This is a genomic window from Actinokineospora auranticolor (genome assembly GCF_041897805.1).
Classification (GTDB): Bacteria; Actinomycetota; Actinomycetes; order Mycobacteriales; family Pseudonocardiaceae; genus Actinokineospora; species Actinokineospora auranticolor.
In genome coordinates this window covers 4,318,291-4,332,977 of the sequence record NZ_CP154825.1, presented here as the reverse complement: position 1 = coordinate 4,332,977, position 14,687 = coordinate 4,318,291, and the positions used below count along the sequence as shown (strand labels likewise).

Below are 14,687 nucleotides of genomic sequence, written 5' to 3'. Positions count from 1 at the left end.
CCAGGGCGGCGCGGGCGCGGTGCGGGGCCCTCTGATCACCGGGACCTTCACACCGGGCGACGTCCAAGCACGGCCGACGTTGCGCGAAGTCGAGTTTCATGACCGCATCGAGACATCGGTAGCGTCGGGCACAGGGAGTGGGGATTCCGGTCAACCGGATAGTCGGCAGCCGCGTGGGCTCCGGTCCGCGAGGACTTCGACGATGTTTCCGCCCTGACACACTCTTCCGTCGTACTGCCGCCAGAACATCGTGACCTATACCTCGCGTGGGCCGCGATCATCCCGGACTCGGCCGTGTGGGTGAGGCAGCGTCACTCACCGGGTCACGACGTACGGCCGGAGCGGTACCAGCGGGGTCGAGCCGCGCAGATCCTGGTCACAGGGGGCCTGACCCGCTCGTTCGGCGGTACAACACAGGACGAGGTAACAAATACGCCGCGGGCACATCCGCATCCGCCTGGGGCGTTGCCGAGGCGCTCGACGGTCTTGTTCTCCGGCGAGGACGACGGCCGGATCCACCGCTTGGATGTCGAGACGGGCGAACCGGTCGGTGAGCCGTTCAGTGACCACGCCGCCGCGGTACGGGCCATGGCGGTCGGTCCGCTGGCCGATGGCCGACCCACCCTGGTGACCGGCTCGGCCAACGGCACGATCCGCCAGTGGGACGTCGAGACGGGCAGCCGATCGGGTCGGTGCGCCAGCACGGCAGCGGCGCGGTATGGGGCCTGGCCATCACCGTGACTGTCGCGGCAACGCCCTGGAACGCGCGACCGGCTGTGTCCGTCCGCGCGCAGATCGACTCCGCCCGGGTCGAGGACAAGCTCGGCCGACGGATTCTCGCCGCGCACCTGGAGGGGCTGCTGGGTCAGCTGGCCGCGCACTCCGACAGCACCAACGCGGTGGTGCACGTCGACGGGCCGTGGGGCGGGGGCAAGAGCACGCTGGTCAAGCTGCCCCTGCACGACGAGCACACGCACGGCCCGTCCTGGACCCCGCCGGTCGTGGGGGACTACGAGGCGTGGCGGGACGGCGCGGTGGCGCCGGAGTGGTGGTCGCTGGGCGCCGCGATCGAGCGGGAGGTGCGCCGGTCGAGGCCACGGGTCGTCCGCGTCGTCATGCAGGCGTGGTCGGTGGTGGCGCGGACGCTGCGGTCGCCCGCGACCCTGGTTGCCCTCGCTGGCATGGTCGCCTGGCTGCGCCGCTGGACGCGGGAACAACTCGGGTACGTGCGCAGTGAGGCCACCCCGGAGGCCCTGCGGGCGCGCGGCGACCACTTGCCGCACACCTACGCGGACCTGGTCCCGCCCAATCCCCGCATGATCAAACGCGTCGCGAACGCGCTGGGGGTGCTGCTGGTGGTCCAGATGCACGTCCGACACACCGAGGGTCTCGGCGCCATCGTCATCGGCGGCGCCCTGTGGCGGCGGAGGTCTCCGCGCGCACCCGGGAAGCGGGGGTGAGGACGGCGAAACCACCAGCCGCCAAAACCGTCGTCTTCGTCGCGATCTACCTCGTCGCGGCCGTCTTGGCGATGACCTTCCTGCACGACAAGGTGCCCGGGATCGGCGGCATGGTCGGCGGTCTGACAGGGGGCTTGATCGTCGGCGCGCTCGTGAAACGCCACCGACGCGACGACTCCACCCCGAGCCCGTTATCCGACTGCCGAGGGGAAAAGAGGCCGCAATGAGCGCACGACGAGACCCGGGCACGATAGTGGTGTGGGCGCTTGCCGTGATCGGTGTGACGCTGATCGTCGTCTCGGTAACCCTCACCATCATCGGTGACGCGGACCCGAACCGGCGGGAGTGGACCGGGACGGCCGTCCTGTCGCGGATCGAGTCAGACGTCACCGAACCCGGGTGGGCGTGTCTGGTTGGATCGGTGAGTGCTCTGGTTCGATGAAAACGACGTCGCCCGGCTCGCCGGCCCCGGGTACAGGGAGCTCGCCTACCCGTACCTCTACCTCGCCGACCCTGTTCTGTCCCGGGACGAGTTGGTCGCGGACGTCGTCGGCACGGACGAGCGAGTCCGGTTGGCCAAGGCCGACGGCGGAATGGACCACTCGTGCACGTGCCCAGCAGGCCTGGCAGGGGTGTTCTGCGCGCACTGCACCGCCACCGCCCTGTCCGCGCTCGCGCAGTTCGGGCCGCCGGACGTCGTGTCGCTGCGGCATCGGATTGGTGATCTGGGCCGGTTCGGCAGGATCGCGAGCACGAACCTCGCGCGGTGGTCGGAATTGCTCGATGCACTGCTGGCCGACCTGGAGGTATCCAGCCAGGAGGGCTACCCCGCCCTCGTTCGGCCGTGCTACCAGGACCTGCTTGGGGTCTTGGTGCGCCAGCAGGTCTACGTCGACTCCGAGGAAGTGGAGGAATCCGTTCTGCGCAGCCTGGAACGGGTCATCGCGGGATTCACCGACACGTGCCGCGCCGAACCAGCGCGCGGTGACGAGCTCGCCGAATGGGTGATCGACCTCCAGACACAGACGGATTCGCTGTTCGCGCTGGAGCTCGCCGATGTCGTCGACATCCTGGGCGAGGACGGTCTGGTGTCCTACCGCCACCTGGTGAACGAAGCGCGCCGCCGCGTCACCGACGATGACGACGACCATTCGCGGACCATCCGCTACCTCCACGACGAGCTCCACCCCGACGTGCACGACGACCCGAGCCGCCACGCGAGGGCCATGGCACGGCGCGGCGATCACCGGGAGCACGCCCGTCGGTGCTGGGACCTGTTCACTCGGCACCCGGACGAACGCCGCTACCGCGAACTCCTCGCCGCTTCGGCCCCGCTCGGCGCAGAGACCTACGCCACCGGTCGAGTCCTGGCCCACCTGCGCGAACTCGCGGCGGGACCGGGCCCCAGAGCGTGCACACCCCTGGTCGACCACTTGGTCGCGGGTGGCGACATCGCGGGAGCCTGGGCCGCGGCGCGCGAGTTCGGTCTCGACAGCGCGGACCTGCTCGCCCTTGCCCGCCGCCGGGCCGCCACCCACCCGGCGGAGGCGATCTCGACCATCCTCCACGCCGCCGTGCAGACGGTGGACCACCGCAGCGGCCACCTCGGCTTCGCGCGCGCCGCGGGCCTGCTCGCCGAGGCGGCCCTCCTGCACGACCGGGCAGGCCTGGACTTCGAACCAGTCAGGAGCCGCTTCACCGCGGTGTACGCCCACCACCCGCTCCTACTCGCACTGATCGACGACTGCCTCCCGAGCAAGGCGACGCCACCGGACTGACACCCCGTGGCGGCCCGCCCGGGTGCGCTCCGCCAACACATGCTGGGGGCGCCCGGCGATCGCCACATCCGCACGATCTCGGCGCGGGCGAGCTCCGCGACGCGCTCGACGCCGCCTTCGCCACCGACCACGGGTCCGCGCCGGTGGACGTGGACCTCACAGGGGTGACGTCCACGGACTCGGCCGGGTTGTCGGTGCTGCTGCGCCCCACCAGACGCGCCACGGCCACCGGGCGGCGGCTCGTCGTGGCCGCCACCCCGGCGGACCCGGTGCGGCGGGTGCTCGACCTCAGCGGGCGCGGCACGATCTTCCCCTTCGTCGACCAACCGGGGCACCGGGACGAATAGCGGCGCTCTACCGCGGCACCTCGGTGACGTAGACGCGTGCGCTGCGCCGGGCGAGGACTGCTTGGAGCTGGTCGACGCTGTCAAACTCGTTGCACAGCAGGAAAAGGTGCCGCCCCTCGGGGCCGCCGAGCGCGCACGAGGAGCAGGGCAGATCGGTCTCGACGTGGTGGGTGATGTCACCGCCCCCGCGGGGGCCGCTTCCCGTGTGTGCTCGGGTGTCGGCGGTTTGGCACCAGATGCCGCCATCGGCGTCGACGCAGATGCCGTCGGGCCCCAGGCCTTCCGCCCAGGCGCGGCGGCCGGACAACGTGCCGTCGGCGGCGATGTCGAAGGCGGTGAGTCGTCCGGCGAAGGACTCGGCGACCACCAGGGTCGGGCCGCCGGGGGTGGGCACCATGCCGCCGGTGAACAGCTGCGGGGAGGGGAGCGAAACGACCACGGTAGCCTCCAGGCGGAAATCGCGCCGACCGCAGGCAGGCGGCGATCCTCGAGGCGGCCGCCACAGCGTTCCTCGACAACGGGTTCCGCGGGACCAGCATGGACGCGATCGCCCGCACCGCGTACGTCGCCGAACAGACCCTCTACCAGCACTTCGGCGGTAAGGAGTGACTCTTCGCCGAGATGGTCTGCGGGGCCGTCAACGCGGTGGCCGACGCCCTTTCCGCCGGGATCGAGCAGCTCGGCGCCTGCGACGACCTAGCCGCGGACCTCAACCGGCTCGCCGTGCTCCAACCCCGCGTACTCGCCCTGCGCCGTTTGGTGATCGCCGAAGCGTCCCGTTTTCCCGAGCTGGGGCCGGGGCGGACGATGACCCCGCAGCCCGCGGGTTACCCGGAGGAGGATGACCCGTGGGCTGCGGGACTGAGGGTGTTGGAGGTGCCTCCCGGGTGCGCGATGCGATCGCCGACGTGCCGGATGTGGCGGCGGTGGTGGGGGAGTTGGTGGCGTTGGCCGGTCGGGCCAGGAACGCGGGTCAGCCGCTGTTCTCCTGGGTGTGCCTGTACCCGATCTGCGGTCAGCGCGTTGTCGACGGTGAGCACTCCACGTACCTTGTGTCCACATGAGACCGCAGTGCGGTTTCGGTTGTCCGGACAACGCTGTCGCCGTGGCATGGGCACCACCACCAACACCAGTACCAGCAGCGCTTCGAACCCGATGCTGTCCACCATGCCCCACAGCGTGAACGGCACCTCCCGGGAGTTCTCCCGCCAGGTGCCGCAGGTGAGAGCCAGCAGCGCGCCGGACAGGGCGGTGACCAACAGCGTGCCGCCGGCAGGAGCGGGGATCGGTTGTCGGCGTTGCAGCGGCCGGTGGACGGCCTTGAACTCGGCTGGGGCGGTGTAGCCGTCGGCACCGCCGAGCCCGCGGCACGCCAGGGCCCGGCTCGCGGCGGTGCTCGAGAAGTTCGGGCAGGTGCCCGCGGACGTCCGTAGCGGACTGTGCGGTACTCGGGGCGCGGGCGTGGTTCTGCTCCAGCAGGACGCTGTTCAGGTCGACGTGGCAGTGCGCAGCGGGGCGCCGAGCCGGTGCAGGTGGCCGAGTACCTGCCGGTAGGAGTCCAGCAGACCGGTCTGGGTGTACGGGATGCCGTGCTCGCGGCAGAACTCCTCCACGATCGGCTGGGCGCGGCGCAGGTGCGGGCGGGGCATGTTCGGGAACAGGTGGTGCTCGATCTGGTAGTTCAGGCCGCCGAGGACGAAGTCGGTGAGCCTTCCGCCGCGGATGTTGCGCGAGGTCAGCACCTGCCTGCGCAGGAAGTCGGGCGGGTCCCCGGTCACGGTTGGCATCCCCTTGTGGTTCGGTGCGAACGCGCACCCCATGTACACACCCCAGAGCGCTTGGTGCACGACGATGAACAGCACCGCGACGCCCGGCGAGAGCACGATGAACACCGCGGTGAGGTAACCGGCGATGTGCGCGGAGAGAAGCGCGCCTTCCAGCCGGCGCGCCCTCGTCTCACCGCGCCACACCGCCCCGACCCCCGACACGTGCAGGTTCAGCCCCTCGAGCGTGATCAGGGGGAAGAACAGGAGGGCCTGGTGCTTGGCCATCCAGCGGAGCAACCCGCGCTTCCCGCTGGCTTGGCCCGCGGTGAAGGCCAGTGCCGAGATGTCGAGGTCGGGGTCGTGTTCCTCGTGGTTGGGGTTGGCGTGGTGCCGGTTGTGCCCGTGGACCCACCACTGGTAGCTCATGCCGACCAGACCGCCGTGCACGACACCGACCGCGTCGTTCGGTCGACGGGTGCGGAAGATCTGCTTGTGCCCGGCGTCGTGCCCGACGAATGCCAGCTGGGCGAACAGCACGGCCAGCAGCGCCGCGATCAGCAGCTGCCACCACGAGTCGCCCAGGAAGGCGAAGCCGACCCACGCCCCGGCGAACGCGAGCAGGTTGGCGGTGATCACGACGGCGTAGTACCCGTGCCTTCGGCGCAGGAGCCCGGCGTCGCGCACTTGCGCGAGCAGGTGGGCGTAGGTGGCGGTGTCGAGCGTGCCCGCGCTCACGGGCGCCGCGCCGCGGAGAACCCGATCTCGCGTGAGCGGAGCTGGTCGGCGGGGGTCGGGGTATGGCGGGCCGGTTCGGCCGCGGGATGGCTGAACACGACTGGTGAGACCGGCGGGCGCGCGGAGCCCGCGCGTGGGTGTGACAAGGGAACTCCTCAGGACTGGCCTGCGGCGGATCGCGCAGGCGGAGGGGTGAGCGGGGCCGGCGGCGTTGAGCGCCCAGCCGGGGCCCCGGAGTCGGGTGGGGTTCGGCATCGGCCGGGTGGCGTCGTCGAGGTCCTCATCACCCGGATTGGCAAGTTCGGCGCGAACCCGCAGTACGGACGCTACGCGCTCCGGTGGACAACCACCACCGCACGTGGGTGAAGGGTGGGCCATTCCTTGACCGCCCCGCGCGGGTGTGTTCCACTGGGACCGGTTGAAGATTTTTGTGTTCGTTGATCATCGACGCCCGCAGAGGTTTTTGGCGAGCGTCGCATCGGTGCCCATCCGGGCCTCTTGATCCCGCGCTCGCAGCCCGCCCACCTCGGCCGAGGTGGGCACATGTTACAGCGGCAAGGAGATTCCATGGCCCAGGGCACTGTGAAGTGGTTCAACTCGGAGAAGGGGTTCGGTTTCATCTCCCCTGACGACGGTGGCGCCGACCTGTTCGTCCACTACTCGGAGATCACCGGTGGCGGTTTCCGCAGCCTGGACGAGAACGCCAGGGTGCAGTTCGACGTCGGCCAGGGCAACCGGGGCCCGCAGGCCACGGCGGTGTCGGTCCTCTGAGCACCACCACGCCGCCGGTGCGCCCGCGTTCGTCGCGGGCGCCGGGCGGCGCCACCCGCGCGGTGGCGCTGCTGCGCCCCGCCCGGCGCGACCAGATGCACGCGGTGCCCGGCGCCGACCCGAAGTCCGCTGCGGACGCCGGGAGCCGGGAACTGGAAACCGCCCTCGCGGTGTACGTCCGCCAGGTGGCCGAGCGGATCGGTGTGCCCTCCGACGCGGTGACGCACGAGGTCACCGACACGGCCACCGCCTACATCGGACTCACCGCCCGCGTCGCCGCACTCCCGCTGCGCGACCTCATGCTCGTCTGGGACGAACGACTCGGCTGGTCCATCGCGATCGAGCCGTGCGGCAACGACCAACCCCCCGTGATCTGCCACCTCGGCGCCGAGATCGCACCTGCACCCGCCTCGGTCGCGCGGTTCGTCAGCGACGTCGTCGGCGGCCACCGGTACGGCGGCGGAGGGCCCACACCCACCCGGATCGATCGGAGCGCCCTGGCTGGGCGCATGGTCGCCCGCCCGGCGTAGGGAGCACGGCGGCACCGGGCATGCGCGAACGGATCCGCGCGAACCGCGTCGACAACGCCCCGACACGATCCTCGGTCGAGGGCCTGCTTGGCCGCGACATGTCCCAGTCCCGGATCGTCCTGTGCGCCGGAAACCGGAGTCCGAGAAGCGGAAACCCTTGGCGCCGTTGAACCTGACCGCTCTCCGCGCTGAACCCCCGACCGACCCACATCCGTCCACAATGGTCGGAGTGCCGGACCGGCTCCGCGCGCGGTCGGAACCGGTCCGGCGGTGCGCGACACGCGGGCCGGATCCGAACGTGGGCGCGTGGCGGTGGCGTGGGTGCTACGCTTCAGGTCCAGGGCCCGCCTGGTTCTGCCGCGGGTCCCATTGAGTCGGCGACCACGCGCCGCGGCCCGATGCGCCGGGCAGGACGCCCTTCCACGTTCGGAGAACTCCATGGCGGCGCGCCGCCTCACCACCCCTGCGGCCGACACCGGCCAGACCTCTTTCGACGCGCTCGGCGTGCCCGCCGCCCTGGTCCAGGCGCTGGCGGGCGCGGGTGTGCACCGGCCGTTCCCCATCCAGGCCGCCACCCTGCCGGACTCCCTCGCCGGACGCGACGTCCTGGGGCGGGGTCGGACCGGCTCCGGCAAGACCTACGCCTTCCTGATCCCGGTCCTGGCCAAGTTGGCGGCGGAGCCCGCGCGGCGGGCGCCCGGCCGACCGCGGGCGCTGGTGCTCGCGCCGACCCGTGAACTCGCCTGCCAGATCGAGGCGTCGGCTGCCCCGCTGGCCCGCGCGCTCGGCCTGCGCGTCCTCGCGGTGTTCGGCGGAGTGCGCCCCGGTCCGCAGATCACCGCCCTCCGGGCCGGGATCGACCTGGTGGTCGCCTGCCCCGGCAGGCTCGTCGACCACGTGGAGGCGGGCCACGTGCGCTTGGACGCGGTGCGCACGACCGTGTTGGACGAGGCCGACCACATGGCCGACCTCGGTTTCCTCCCGGTGGTCCGCAGGCTGCTGGACCGGACCCCGAGCGACGGTCAGCGGCTGTTCTTCTCGGCCACCCTGGACGCGGGGGTGGACGTCCTGGTGCGCCGGTACCTGCACGATCCGGTGACCCGCAGCGTCGACTCCGCGCAGTCCCCGGTCGACACCATGGCGCACCACATGCTGCACGTGCGCGCCGACGACCGGATGCCGGTGCTGGTCGACCTGACCTCGGCGCCGGGGCGATCCCTGGTGTTCACCCGCACCAAGCGCGCCGCGACCAGGCTGACGCGTCGGCTGGTGGCCGCCGGGGTGCCCGCGGTCGAGCTGCACGGCGACCTCGGCCAGAACGCCCGGACCCGCAACCTGGCCGCGTTCGCGGGCGGGTCGGTCACCACGCTGGTGGCGACCGACGTCGCCGCCCGCGGTATCCACGTCGACGGTGTCGAGGTGGTCATCCACGCGGACCCGCCGGAGGAGCACAAGGCATACCTGCACCGCTCGGGGCGCACCGCCCGGGCGGGCGCCGCGGGCACGGTCATCACGCTGATGACCGACGAGCAGGTGGCGGGGGCGCGCGAGCTGAGCCGCAAGGCCGGGATCACGCCGACCATCACCCGGCTGCTGCCCGGCCATCCGCTGCTCGCCGAACTCGTGCCCGGCGAACGCGTTCTCGTCCCCGCGTCGGCCGCGGCGCCTCCCGAGGACCGCGGTCGGCGTCAGCGGCGCGCCTCGGCCACACGGACGGCGCGGGCGGCGCGACCGGAGGGCCGCGACACCCGGGCGCCCGCCTCGGGTTCGGCCGCCGCGTTCTCCGCGGGTACGAAGGCCGGGCGTCGTCACCGCTGAGTCGTGCCACCGACAGTCGAGGCCACCGAACGGTGTCGGAGGTACGCAACGTGGCTCAGGCGGCCACGCGGGATGACAGCGAATCGTCCTAGGTGGATGGTTGCGGCGCGCTAGATGCGCTGTCCGTCAAGCCTTGGCGGTACAGCAGCCGGACTGGACACCAGGTTCGCGGCCGCGCGACAACGCGGGTGGCGCGTTGTCGCCCCAGCGACGACCGCGCTGTGGGATCGGGGTTGGTCGGTCGGGGACAAAAGGGATCCTGGCGGGAGTGCTTTCGTCGTGTTCTCCGGCGGTCCGGACGCGTGCGCAGGAAGCAGGTATCCGGTTTCAGGAAAATGTCGGACGAGCTCCGCCGCGGTCTCGGGGCGTAGGTCGTGGCGGCGGGGGCGTTACGTCGGGTGCAGGCCCGGCTCGTCGGTGAGGTCCGGGGCCAGGGGTGTGGGGCTGAGTGACGTGTCGTCCTCACCTTCTTCCAGCAGCGTGTTGGCCGCCCCGACGATGCGCCCGTCGGGGGTGCCGACGACGTCGAGGTCGCGGTCGGTGTAGTCCACCCTGGCCAGGAGGCTGCGCATGGCTTCGAGGCGGGCGCGGCGTTTGTCGTTGCTCTTGACGACGGTCCAGGGGGCTTCGGGGATGTCGGTGGCGCGGAACATCGAGACCTTGGCCTGGGTGTAGTCGTCCCAGCGGTCGAGGGAGGCGAGGTCGTTGGCGCTGAGCTTCCACCGGCGGACCGGGTCGACCTGGCGGGTGATGAAGCGGGTGCGCTGCTCGGCGCGCGAGACCGAGAACCACAGCTTCACCAGGATGATGCCCTCGTCGACCAGCATCCGCTCGAAGTCGGGGGCCTGGCGGAGGAATCGCCGGTACTGCTCGTCGTCGCAGTAGCCCATGACCCGCTCGACCCCGGCGCGGTTGTACCAGGAGCGGTCGAACAGGACCATCTCGCCCGCGGTGGGCAGGTGTTGGACGTAGCGCTGGAAGTACCACTGCCCGCGTTCGCGTTCCGACGGCGTGCCCAGCGCGACGACCCGGGCGCCGCGCGGGTCGAGGTTCTCGGTGAACCGCCGGATCGTGCCGCCCTTCCCCGCCGCGTCGCGGCCCTCGAACACGATCACCACCCGCTGCCCGGTGTCCTTCACCCAGTACTGCAGCTTGAGCATCTCGATGTGCAGCAGGCGCTTGGCCCGCGAGTACTCCGCGCGCCCCAGCCGCTCGGTGAAGGGGTAGTTCTCGCGCCAGGTGTCCACCACCGTCCCGTCCGGACGGAGCAGTTCCGGCTCCTCGCCGTCGGTGAAGCTGACCTTCACCTCGTCGGACAGTTCGGGGAACGCAGCCGCCGCGGACAGGAGTTCGTGCTCGGTCATGCCGTTCTGGTACCCGCGCACCAGGGAATCAACCAGACATTTCGCCTGATGTCCCGGTGTGCCGCACGCCGGAGTCGCGGACCCCGGTCGTCTGCCCGGTCCGCGCCGCGTGGGTGCGCGGCCGGCTCAGTCGTGTTCCTGGCGGGTGCAGACGGAGTGGAGCACGGTGAGGGCAGCGGTGATGGCGGGGCGGCGGCCGGTGGGCAGGCGCCAGACTCCGTAGATGCGGCGGATGGGGGGTGAGCGGATGGTGAGGGGGCGGACGGTCGGGGGAGGGTGCCGCGGCCCATGCGGGGGACCAGGGCCAGGCCGAGGCCCTCGCCGACGAGTTGGATCTGGCTGGCGTACTCGCTGACGATGTGGGTGAAGCGGGTGGGGCTGGGGGTGCGGTGGAAGGCGTTGATCAGGAAGTCGTGGGCGACCGAGCCGGGTTCGTGCAGCCAGGACTCGTCGCGGAGTTCGTCGAGGTCGACTGACGGGCGGTCGACCAGGGGGTGGGCGTGGTGGGCGAGGACGTCGGACAGGTCGTCGCCGATGTGCCGGGATTGCAGGCCCTCGGGCAGTGCCAGCGGGATGGCCATCCAGTCGTGGGCGACGGCGAGGTCGGCGGTGCCGCGGGCGACGAGTTCGACGGCGCGGTGCGAGTCGGCCTCGATCAGCCGCAGGGACAGGGCGGGCCAGGTGTCGGCGAGTTCGCGCAGCGCGGCGGGCAGGACGCCGCGGGCGGCGGTGGGGAAGGCGGCGATGGTGAGGGTGCCGGTGACGGTCTCGGCCTGCGCCTGGAGTTCGGCGTTCATGCTCTCCAGCTCGATGACGATCCGCCCGGCCGACTCGGCGAGGACCCGGCCCGCCGGGGTCAGCGTGGTGCGGCCCGCCTGGTGTTCGACGAGCTGTTGGCGCACGTCCCGGCTGAGCCGGGCGATCTGCTGGGAGATCGCGGACGGGGTGTAGCCGAGCGCGCTGGCGGCGGCCGTCATGGACCCGTGGGTGGCGAGGGCGTCGATCGCGCGCAGTCCCGCCAGGCTCACCGTCAGCACGCCGGCGTCACCTCACTCTCCGTACCCGCCGCCAGGGGTCATCCTGGCACAACACCGGCACGATCCGGGCAACTGTCACGCACCGCCATCGATCGTCAACGGCAAGTGCAGTACCGCGTCCACCTCGACCTTCACCGACCGCAGCCCGACGACGACCGTCGTGCGGGCCGGCTTCCACTCGCCGAAGTGGGCGGCGTAGGCCCGGTCGAACTCGGCGAAGTCGGCCGCGTCGGTCAGGTACGCGGTCACCTTCACCACGTCGGTCAGGTCGCCGCCCGCCGCGCGCACGACCGCGGTGAGGTTGCGCAGTGCCAGCGCGGTCTCGGTGGCCACGTCGGCGGGCTCGTAGCCGCCGTCCGGCAGGCGCGGCACCTGTCCGGACACGTGGACGGTGTCGCCCGCGCGCACGAACGGCTGGTAGTGGCCCGCGGGCGGGATCATCCGCGGGTCACCCGGATCGCCTCGGAGAGCTGGTAGGCGTTGAACCGCTGGCCGGTGGCGAAGTCGGCGTCGATCCCGGCCAGGAACGCGAACGCGGGCGCCAGCCGGGACGGCGGCACGATCCCGATCCGCATCTCCTCGGTGTAGTGGGAGTCCGACATGGGTGTGTCGATGGGACGGCCGGTGGAGGTGGTGTTGACCGCGATGTTGTGCTCCTTCCCCTCCAGCGCCAGTACTTTCATCAGCCCTTCCTGCGCGTGTTTGCCCGGCGTGTACGCGGTCTCCTTGACGAAGCCGAACAGCGCGGACCCCGAGGACAGGAACACGATGCTTCCGTCCCGCGCCTGGACCATGTGCGGCCAGACGGTTTTCGTCAGCGCGTAGGCCGCGCCGAGGATGATGTCGACTTCGCGCCGCCAGTCCTCGAAGGTCACGTCCAACATGGACACTTCCTTGAGGACCGCGGCGTTGTGGATCAGCACCCGGGGCGTGCCGTAGTGCGCCAGTGCCAGCTCGACCGCGTCCGCCGCGGCCACGGGATCGGCCAGGTCCACGACGAGCGGCAGCACGTCCGCGCCGTCGGCGCGCAACTCCTCGGCCAGCGCGGTCAATTTCTCGCCCTGCACGTCCACCATCGCCACGCGCATGCCGCCCGCGACCAGCTCCCGCGCGATCTCGCGGCCCAGCCCCTCGGCGGCACCGGTCAGGAAGGCGACCTTGCCGTTGATGTCGATCACGCGGACACCCCTTCCCGGGTGGTTCGGATGGCTTCGGAGAGTTGGAAGGCGTTGAACCGCTGGCCGGTGGCGAAGTCGGCGTCGATCCCGGCCAGGAACGCGAACGCGGGCGCCAGTCGCGACGGCGGCACCATCACCGCGCGCAGGGCATCGGTGTAGGTGTAGGCCAGCGGGCCGTCGATGGGCGCGCCGGTGGTGATGGTGTTGACGGCGACGCCGTACTCCTTTCCCTCCAGCGCGAGCACCTTCATCAGCCCTTCCTGTCCGTGCTTGCCCGCGACGTAGGCGGCCTCGCCTGCGAAGCCCGACAGCGCCGAGCCCGACGAGACGAACACGATGCTGCCGTCCCGCGCCTGGACCATGTGCGGCCACACCGCCTTGGCCAGCACGAACGCGCTCTGCAGGATGCTGTCGGACTCGGCCTTGAACGCCGCGACGTCGAGCTCCAGCACGGGGACCTCGCGGAACACCGCCGAGTTGTGCACGACCAGGCGGGGCGTGCCGAACCGCCGCACCGCCTCTTCGGTGGCGGCGCGCAGCGCGTCCGCGTCGGTGAAGTCGGTGACGAACGCGTGCGCGGACGGCACTTCCTCGGCCAGCGCACGCACGGCGTCGGCCTGGTCGCACAGCACCGCCACGGTCATGCCCGCGGCGGCCAGCTCGCGGGCGACGGCGTGGCCGATGTCCTCGGCGTTGCCCGCCACGATGGCGAACCGGCCGGTGGGGTCGATCATCCTGGTTCTCCTAAACGATCTCGGCGACGAGGGCGACGACCTGGCCGGGCGACTCGATCCGGGCCAGGGTGGGGCGCAGCAGGGCGAGCGCGGTGCGCGGGAACGGCGCGCGGAAGGTCTCCAGGACCTCGTTGGACACCGGGTCGAGCAGGTGGCCGACGACCGTGCCCCCCTCGACCACGGTGCCGAGCGCGGACTCGCGCAGCACCGGCTGGTAGATGCCCGGCCGGGAGGTCGACAGCGGCAGCTTGCCGGTGGCGGGCGTGCCCGGCTCGTCGGGCAGGTCGGCCTCGGTCAGCACGCCTGCCTTGCCCAGGGCCCGGCGCAGGCCGCGGGTGACGGTGGCGGCTCTGTCCTCTTCGAACTCGCCGCGCCCGCCCATCTCGATCCACACCGCGACCGCGCCGCGCACGCGGGCGTACCCGGTGAGGCTGGACGCGCGGTCGGGGCCGTCGAGGATCAGCGGGGTGCCCATCCACTCGGCCACGTGCTCGCTGCCGGGGAACCGGTAGGTGAAGCAGTTGATGTTCCAGCTGCCGCCGCCGTGCACGTCGAGCACCACGTCGGCGCCGTCGACCGCGTGCTCGGCCAGCACCGCGGCCAGTCGCTGGGTGTGCGAGCCGCCGGGGTCGCCGGGGAAGGAGCTGTTGAGGTCGAGCAGGTCCAGGTGGGTCTGGCGGGCGTCGGCCTCGGTCGCCAGCGGGTGCGCCACGGGCACGACCCGCAGCGTGCCGAGCAGTTCCTCCCGCCGCACGGAGGCCAGCAGGCGGTTGACCGCGAGGGTGCCCCAGGGGCCCTCGTCGCCGTGCACGCTCGCCACGACCAACCCGACCGGGCCGCCGTGCCCGACCGTCCCGATCCGCACGTCGACGGTGCCGTAGGCCAGTGACGAGGCAACCGGGTGATCGTTCCACTCGATCGTCTCCGCGAGTGTCGGCATATTTCCCTCCTGATGTCCATTGCGCGCAACATTCGGTCGACGGATTCTGTGCAGACCCGATCGCCGAGCACAAGACAGAGTTCGGCAACGCGCCCGGTTACGTTTGCTTGACGCACACATCCCCAGCTCGGACCGCGATTAGCAGGTCTTAACGGGGGGCTTCACCGATTGTTGCTTGCCATTCCCGCGAACTCGCCTGTTCACTCTGATGACCTCGATCCGCCCCATC

General features: G+C 71.4%; 17 protein-coding genes. 9 read left to right on the top strand and 8 right to left on the bottom strand.

From position 1 onward, the window contains the following. Window positions 1-659: 659 nt before the first annotated feature. From V5P93_RS19110 to V5P93_RS19095, 4 genes are all read left to right on the top strand, one after another. A complete protein-coding gene (locus tag V5P93_RS19110) occupies window positions 660-1,460 on the top strand; it encodes a P-loop NTPase fold protein (protein WP_146108131.1) in 801 nt (266 codons plus the stop codon). Then, on the top strand, window positions 1,457-1,687 hold the full coding sequence (locus tag V5P93_RS19105) for a hypothetical protein (protein ID WP_146108130.1): 231 nt from the start codon (window positions 1,457-1,459) through the stop codon (window positions 1,685-1,687). The genes V5P93_RS19110 and V5P93_RS19105 overlap by 4 nt, the downstream gene beginning before the upstream one ends. A gap of 198 nt (window positions 1,688-1,885) precedes the next feature. Further along, window positions 1,886-3,238, top strand: a complete 1,353-nt coding sequence (locus tag V5P93_RS19100; RefSeq protein WP_146108129.1) for a hypothetical protein — start codon at window positions 1,886-1,888, stop codon at window positions 3,236-3,238. After that, the gene (locus V5P93_RS19095; protein WP_146108157.1) at window positions 3,205-3,585 is read left to right on the top strand and encodes an STAS domain-containing protein; all 381 of its coding nucleotides are present in this window, start codon (window positions 3,205-3,207) and stop codon (window positions 3,583-3,585) included. The genes V5P93_RS19100 and V5P93_RS19095 overlap by 34 nt, the downstream gene beginning before the upstream one ends. 7 nt (window positions 3,586-3,592) lie before the next feature. Here V5P93_RS19095 and V5P93_RS19090 read toward each other — a convergent pair whose 3' ends face one another. Then, window positions 3,593-4,024: an SMP-30/gluconolactonase/LRE family protein gene (locus tag V5P93_RS19090; protein ID WP_245931419.1), complete on the bottom strand. Its 432-nt coding sequence runs from the start codon at window positions 4,022-4,024 to the stop codon at window positions 3,593-3,595. A 44-nt stretch (window positions 4,025-4,068) separates the two neighbouring features. Here V5P93_RS19090 and V5P93_RS19085 point away from each other — a divergent pair, with 44 nt between their 5' ends. After that, complete coding sequence (locus V5P93_RS19085; protein WP_104480724.1) at window positions 4,069-4,194, top strand: helix-turn-helix domain-containing protein; 126 nt, start codon at window positions 4,069-4,071, stop codon at window positions 4,192-4,194. Window positions 4,195-4,472: 278 nt separating this feature from the next. Further along, window positions 4,473-4,649 (top strand): hypothetical protein, encoded by a 177-nt coding sequence (locus V5P93_RS19080; protein WP_181043619.1) that lies wholly within the window; start codon window positions 4,473-4,475, stop codon window positions 4,647-4,649. A gap of 423 nt (window positions 4,650-5,072) precedes the next feature. On the opposite strand, the gene V5P93_RS19075 is transcribed toward V5P93_RS19080, so the two are convergent. Further along, the gene (locus V5P93_RS19075) at window positions 5,073-6,086 is read right to left on the bottom strand and encodes an acyl-CoA desaturase (protein ID WP_104480582.1); all 1,014 of its coding nucleotides are present in this window, start codon (window positions 6,084-6,086) and stop codon (window positions 5,073-5,075) included. 567 nt (window positions 6,087-6,653) lie between these two features. Between V5P93_RS19075 and V5P93_RS19070 the strand changes: the two genes are divergently transcribed. The 3 genes from V5P93_RS19070 (at window position 6,654) to V5P93_RS19060 (ending at window position 9,205) form a co-directional block, all read left to right on the top strand. Continuing rightward, window positions 6,654-6,857 (top strand): cold-shock protein, encoded by a 204-nt coding sequence (locus V5P93_RS19070; RefSeq protein WP_104480581.1) that lies wholly within the window; start codon window positions 6,654-6,656, stop codon window positions 6,855-6,857. A gap of 17 nt (window positions 6,858-6,874) precedes the next feature. Continuing rightward, a complete protein-coding gene (locus V5P93_RS19065; protein ID WP_245931418.1) occupies window positions 6,875-7,387 on the top strand; it encodes a DUF6292 family protein in 513 nt (170 codons plus the stop codon). 438 nt (window positions 7,388-7,825) lie between these two features. Next, the gene (locus V5P93_RS19060) at window positions 7,826-9,205 is read left to right on the top strand and encodes a DEAD/DEAH box helicase (RefSeq protein WP_104480580.1); all 1,380 of its coding nucleotides are present in this window, start codon (window positions 7,826-7,828) and stop codon (window positions 9,203-9,205) included. Window positions 9,206-9,594: 389 nt separating this feature from the next. Here V5P93_RS19060 and ppk2 read toward each other — a convergent pair whose 3' ends face one another. The 6 genes from ppk2 to V5P93_RS19030 all read right to left on the bottom strand — a co-directional run bounded on the left by ppk2 (window position 9,595) and on the right by V5P93_RS19030 (window position 14,458). After that, the gene (gene ppk2, locus V5P93_RS19055; protein WP_104480722.1) at window positions 9,595-10,569 is read right to left on the bottom strand and encodes a polyphosphate kinase 2; all 975 of its coding nucleotides are present in this window, start codon (window positions 10,567-10,569) and stop codon (window positions 9,595-9,597) included. Next, on the bottom strand, window positions 10,566-11,606 hold the full coding sequence (locus tag V5P93_RS19050; RefSeq protein WP_374065043.1) for a LysR family transcriptional regulator: 1,041 nt from the start codon (window positions 11,604-11,606) through the stop codon (window positions 10,566-10,568). Before V5P93_RS19050 ends, ppk2 begins: the two co-directional genes overlap by 4 nt. A gap of 75 nt (window positions 11,607-11,681) precedes the next feature. Further along, on the bottom strand, window positions 11,682-12,047 hold the full coding sequence (locus V5P93_RS19045) for a RidA family protein (protein WP_104480578.1): 366 nt from the start codon (window positions 12,045-12,047) through the stop codon (window positions 11,682-11,684). Next, a complete protein-coding gene (locus V5P93_RS19040) occupies window positions 12,044-12,784 on the bottom strand; it encodes an SDR family NAD(P)-dependent oxidoreductase (protein ID WP_104480577.1) in 741 nt (246 codons plus the stop codon). Before V5P93_RS19040 ends, V5P93_RS19045 begins: the two co-directional genes overlap by 4 nt. Further along, window positions 12,781-13,518, bottom strand: a complete 738-nt coding sequence (locus V5P93_RS19035) for an SDR family NAD(P)-dependent oxidoreductase (protein ID WP_104480576.1) — start codon at window positions 13,516-13,518, stop codon at window positions 12,781-12,783. The genes V5P93_RS19040 and V5P93_RS19035 overlap by 4 nt, the downstream gene beginning before the upstream one ends. Before the next feature lie 10 nt (window positions 13,519-13,528). After that, window positions 13,529-14,458, bottom strand: a complete 930-nt coding sequence (locus V5P93_RS19030) for a succinylglutamate desuccinylase/aspartoacylase family protein (protein WP_104480575.1) — start codon at window positions 14,456-14,458, stop codon at window positions 13,529-13,531. Between the last annotated feature and the right edge of the window lie 229 nt (window positions 14,459-14,687).

Bases quoted from the DNA above. Each gene is read 5' to 3' on its own strand.
- V5P93_RS19030 (WP_104480575.1), bottom strand. From the start codon at position 14,458: ATGCCGACACTCGCGGAGACGATCGAGTGGAACGATCACCCGGTTGCC.
- V5P93_RS19060 (WP_104480580.1), top strand. From the start codon at position 7,826: ATGGCGGCGCGCCGCCTCACCACCCCTGCGGCCGACACCGGCCAGACC.
- V5P93_RS19070 (WP_104480581.1), top strand. From the start codon at position 6,654: ATGGCCCAGGGCACTGTGAAGTGGTTCAACTCGGAGAAGGGGTTCGGT.
- V5P93_RS19035 (WP_104480576.1), bottom strand. From the start codon at position 13,518: ATGATCGACCCCACCGGCCGGTTCGCCATCGTGGCGGGCAACGCCGAG.
- ppk2 (WP_104480722.1), bottom strand. From the start codon at position 10,569: ATGACCGAGCACGAACTCCTGTCCGCGGCGGCTGCGTTCCCCGAACTG.
- V5P93_RS19045 (WP_104480578.1), bottom strand. From the start codon at position 12,047: ATGATCCCGCCCGCGGGCCACTACCAGCCGTTCGTGCGCGCGGGCGAC.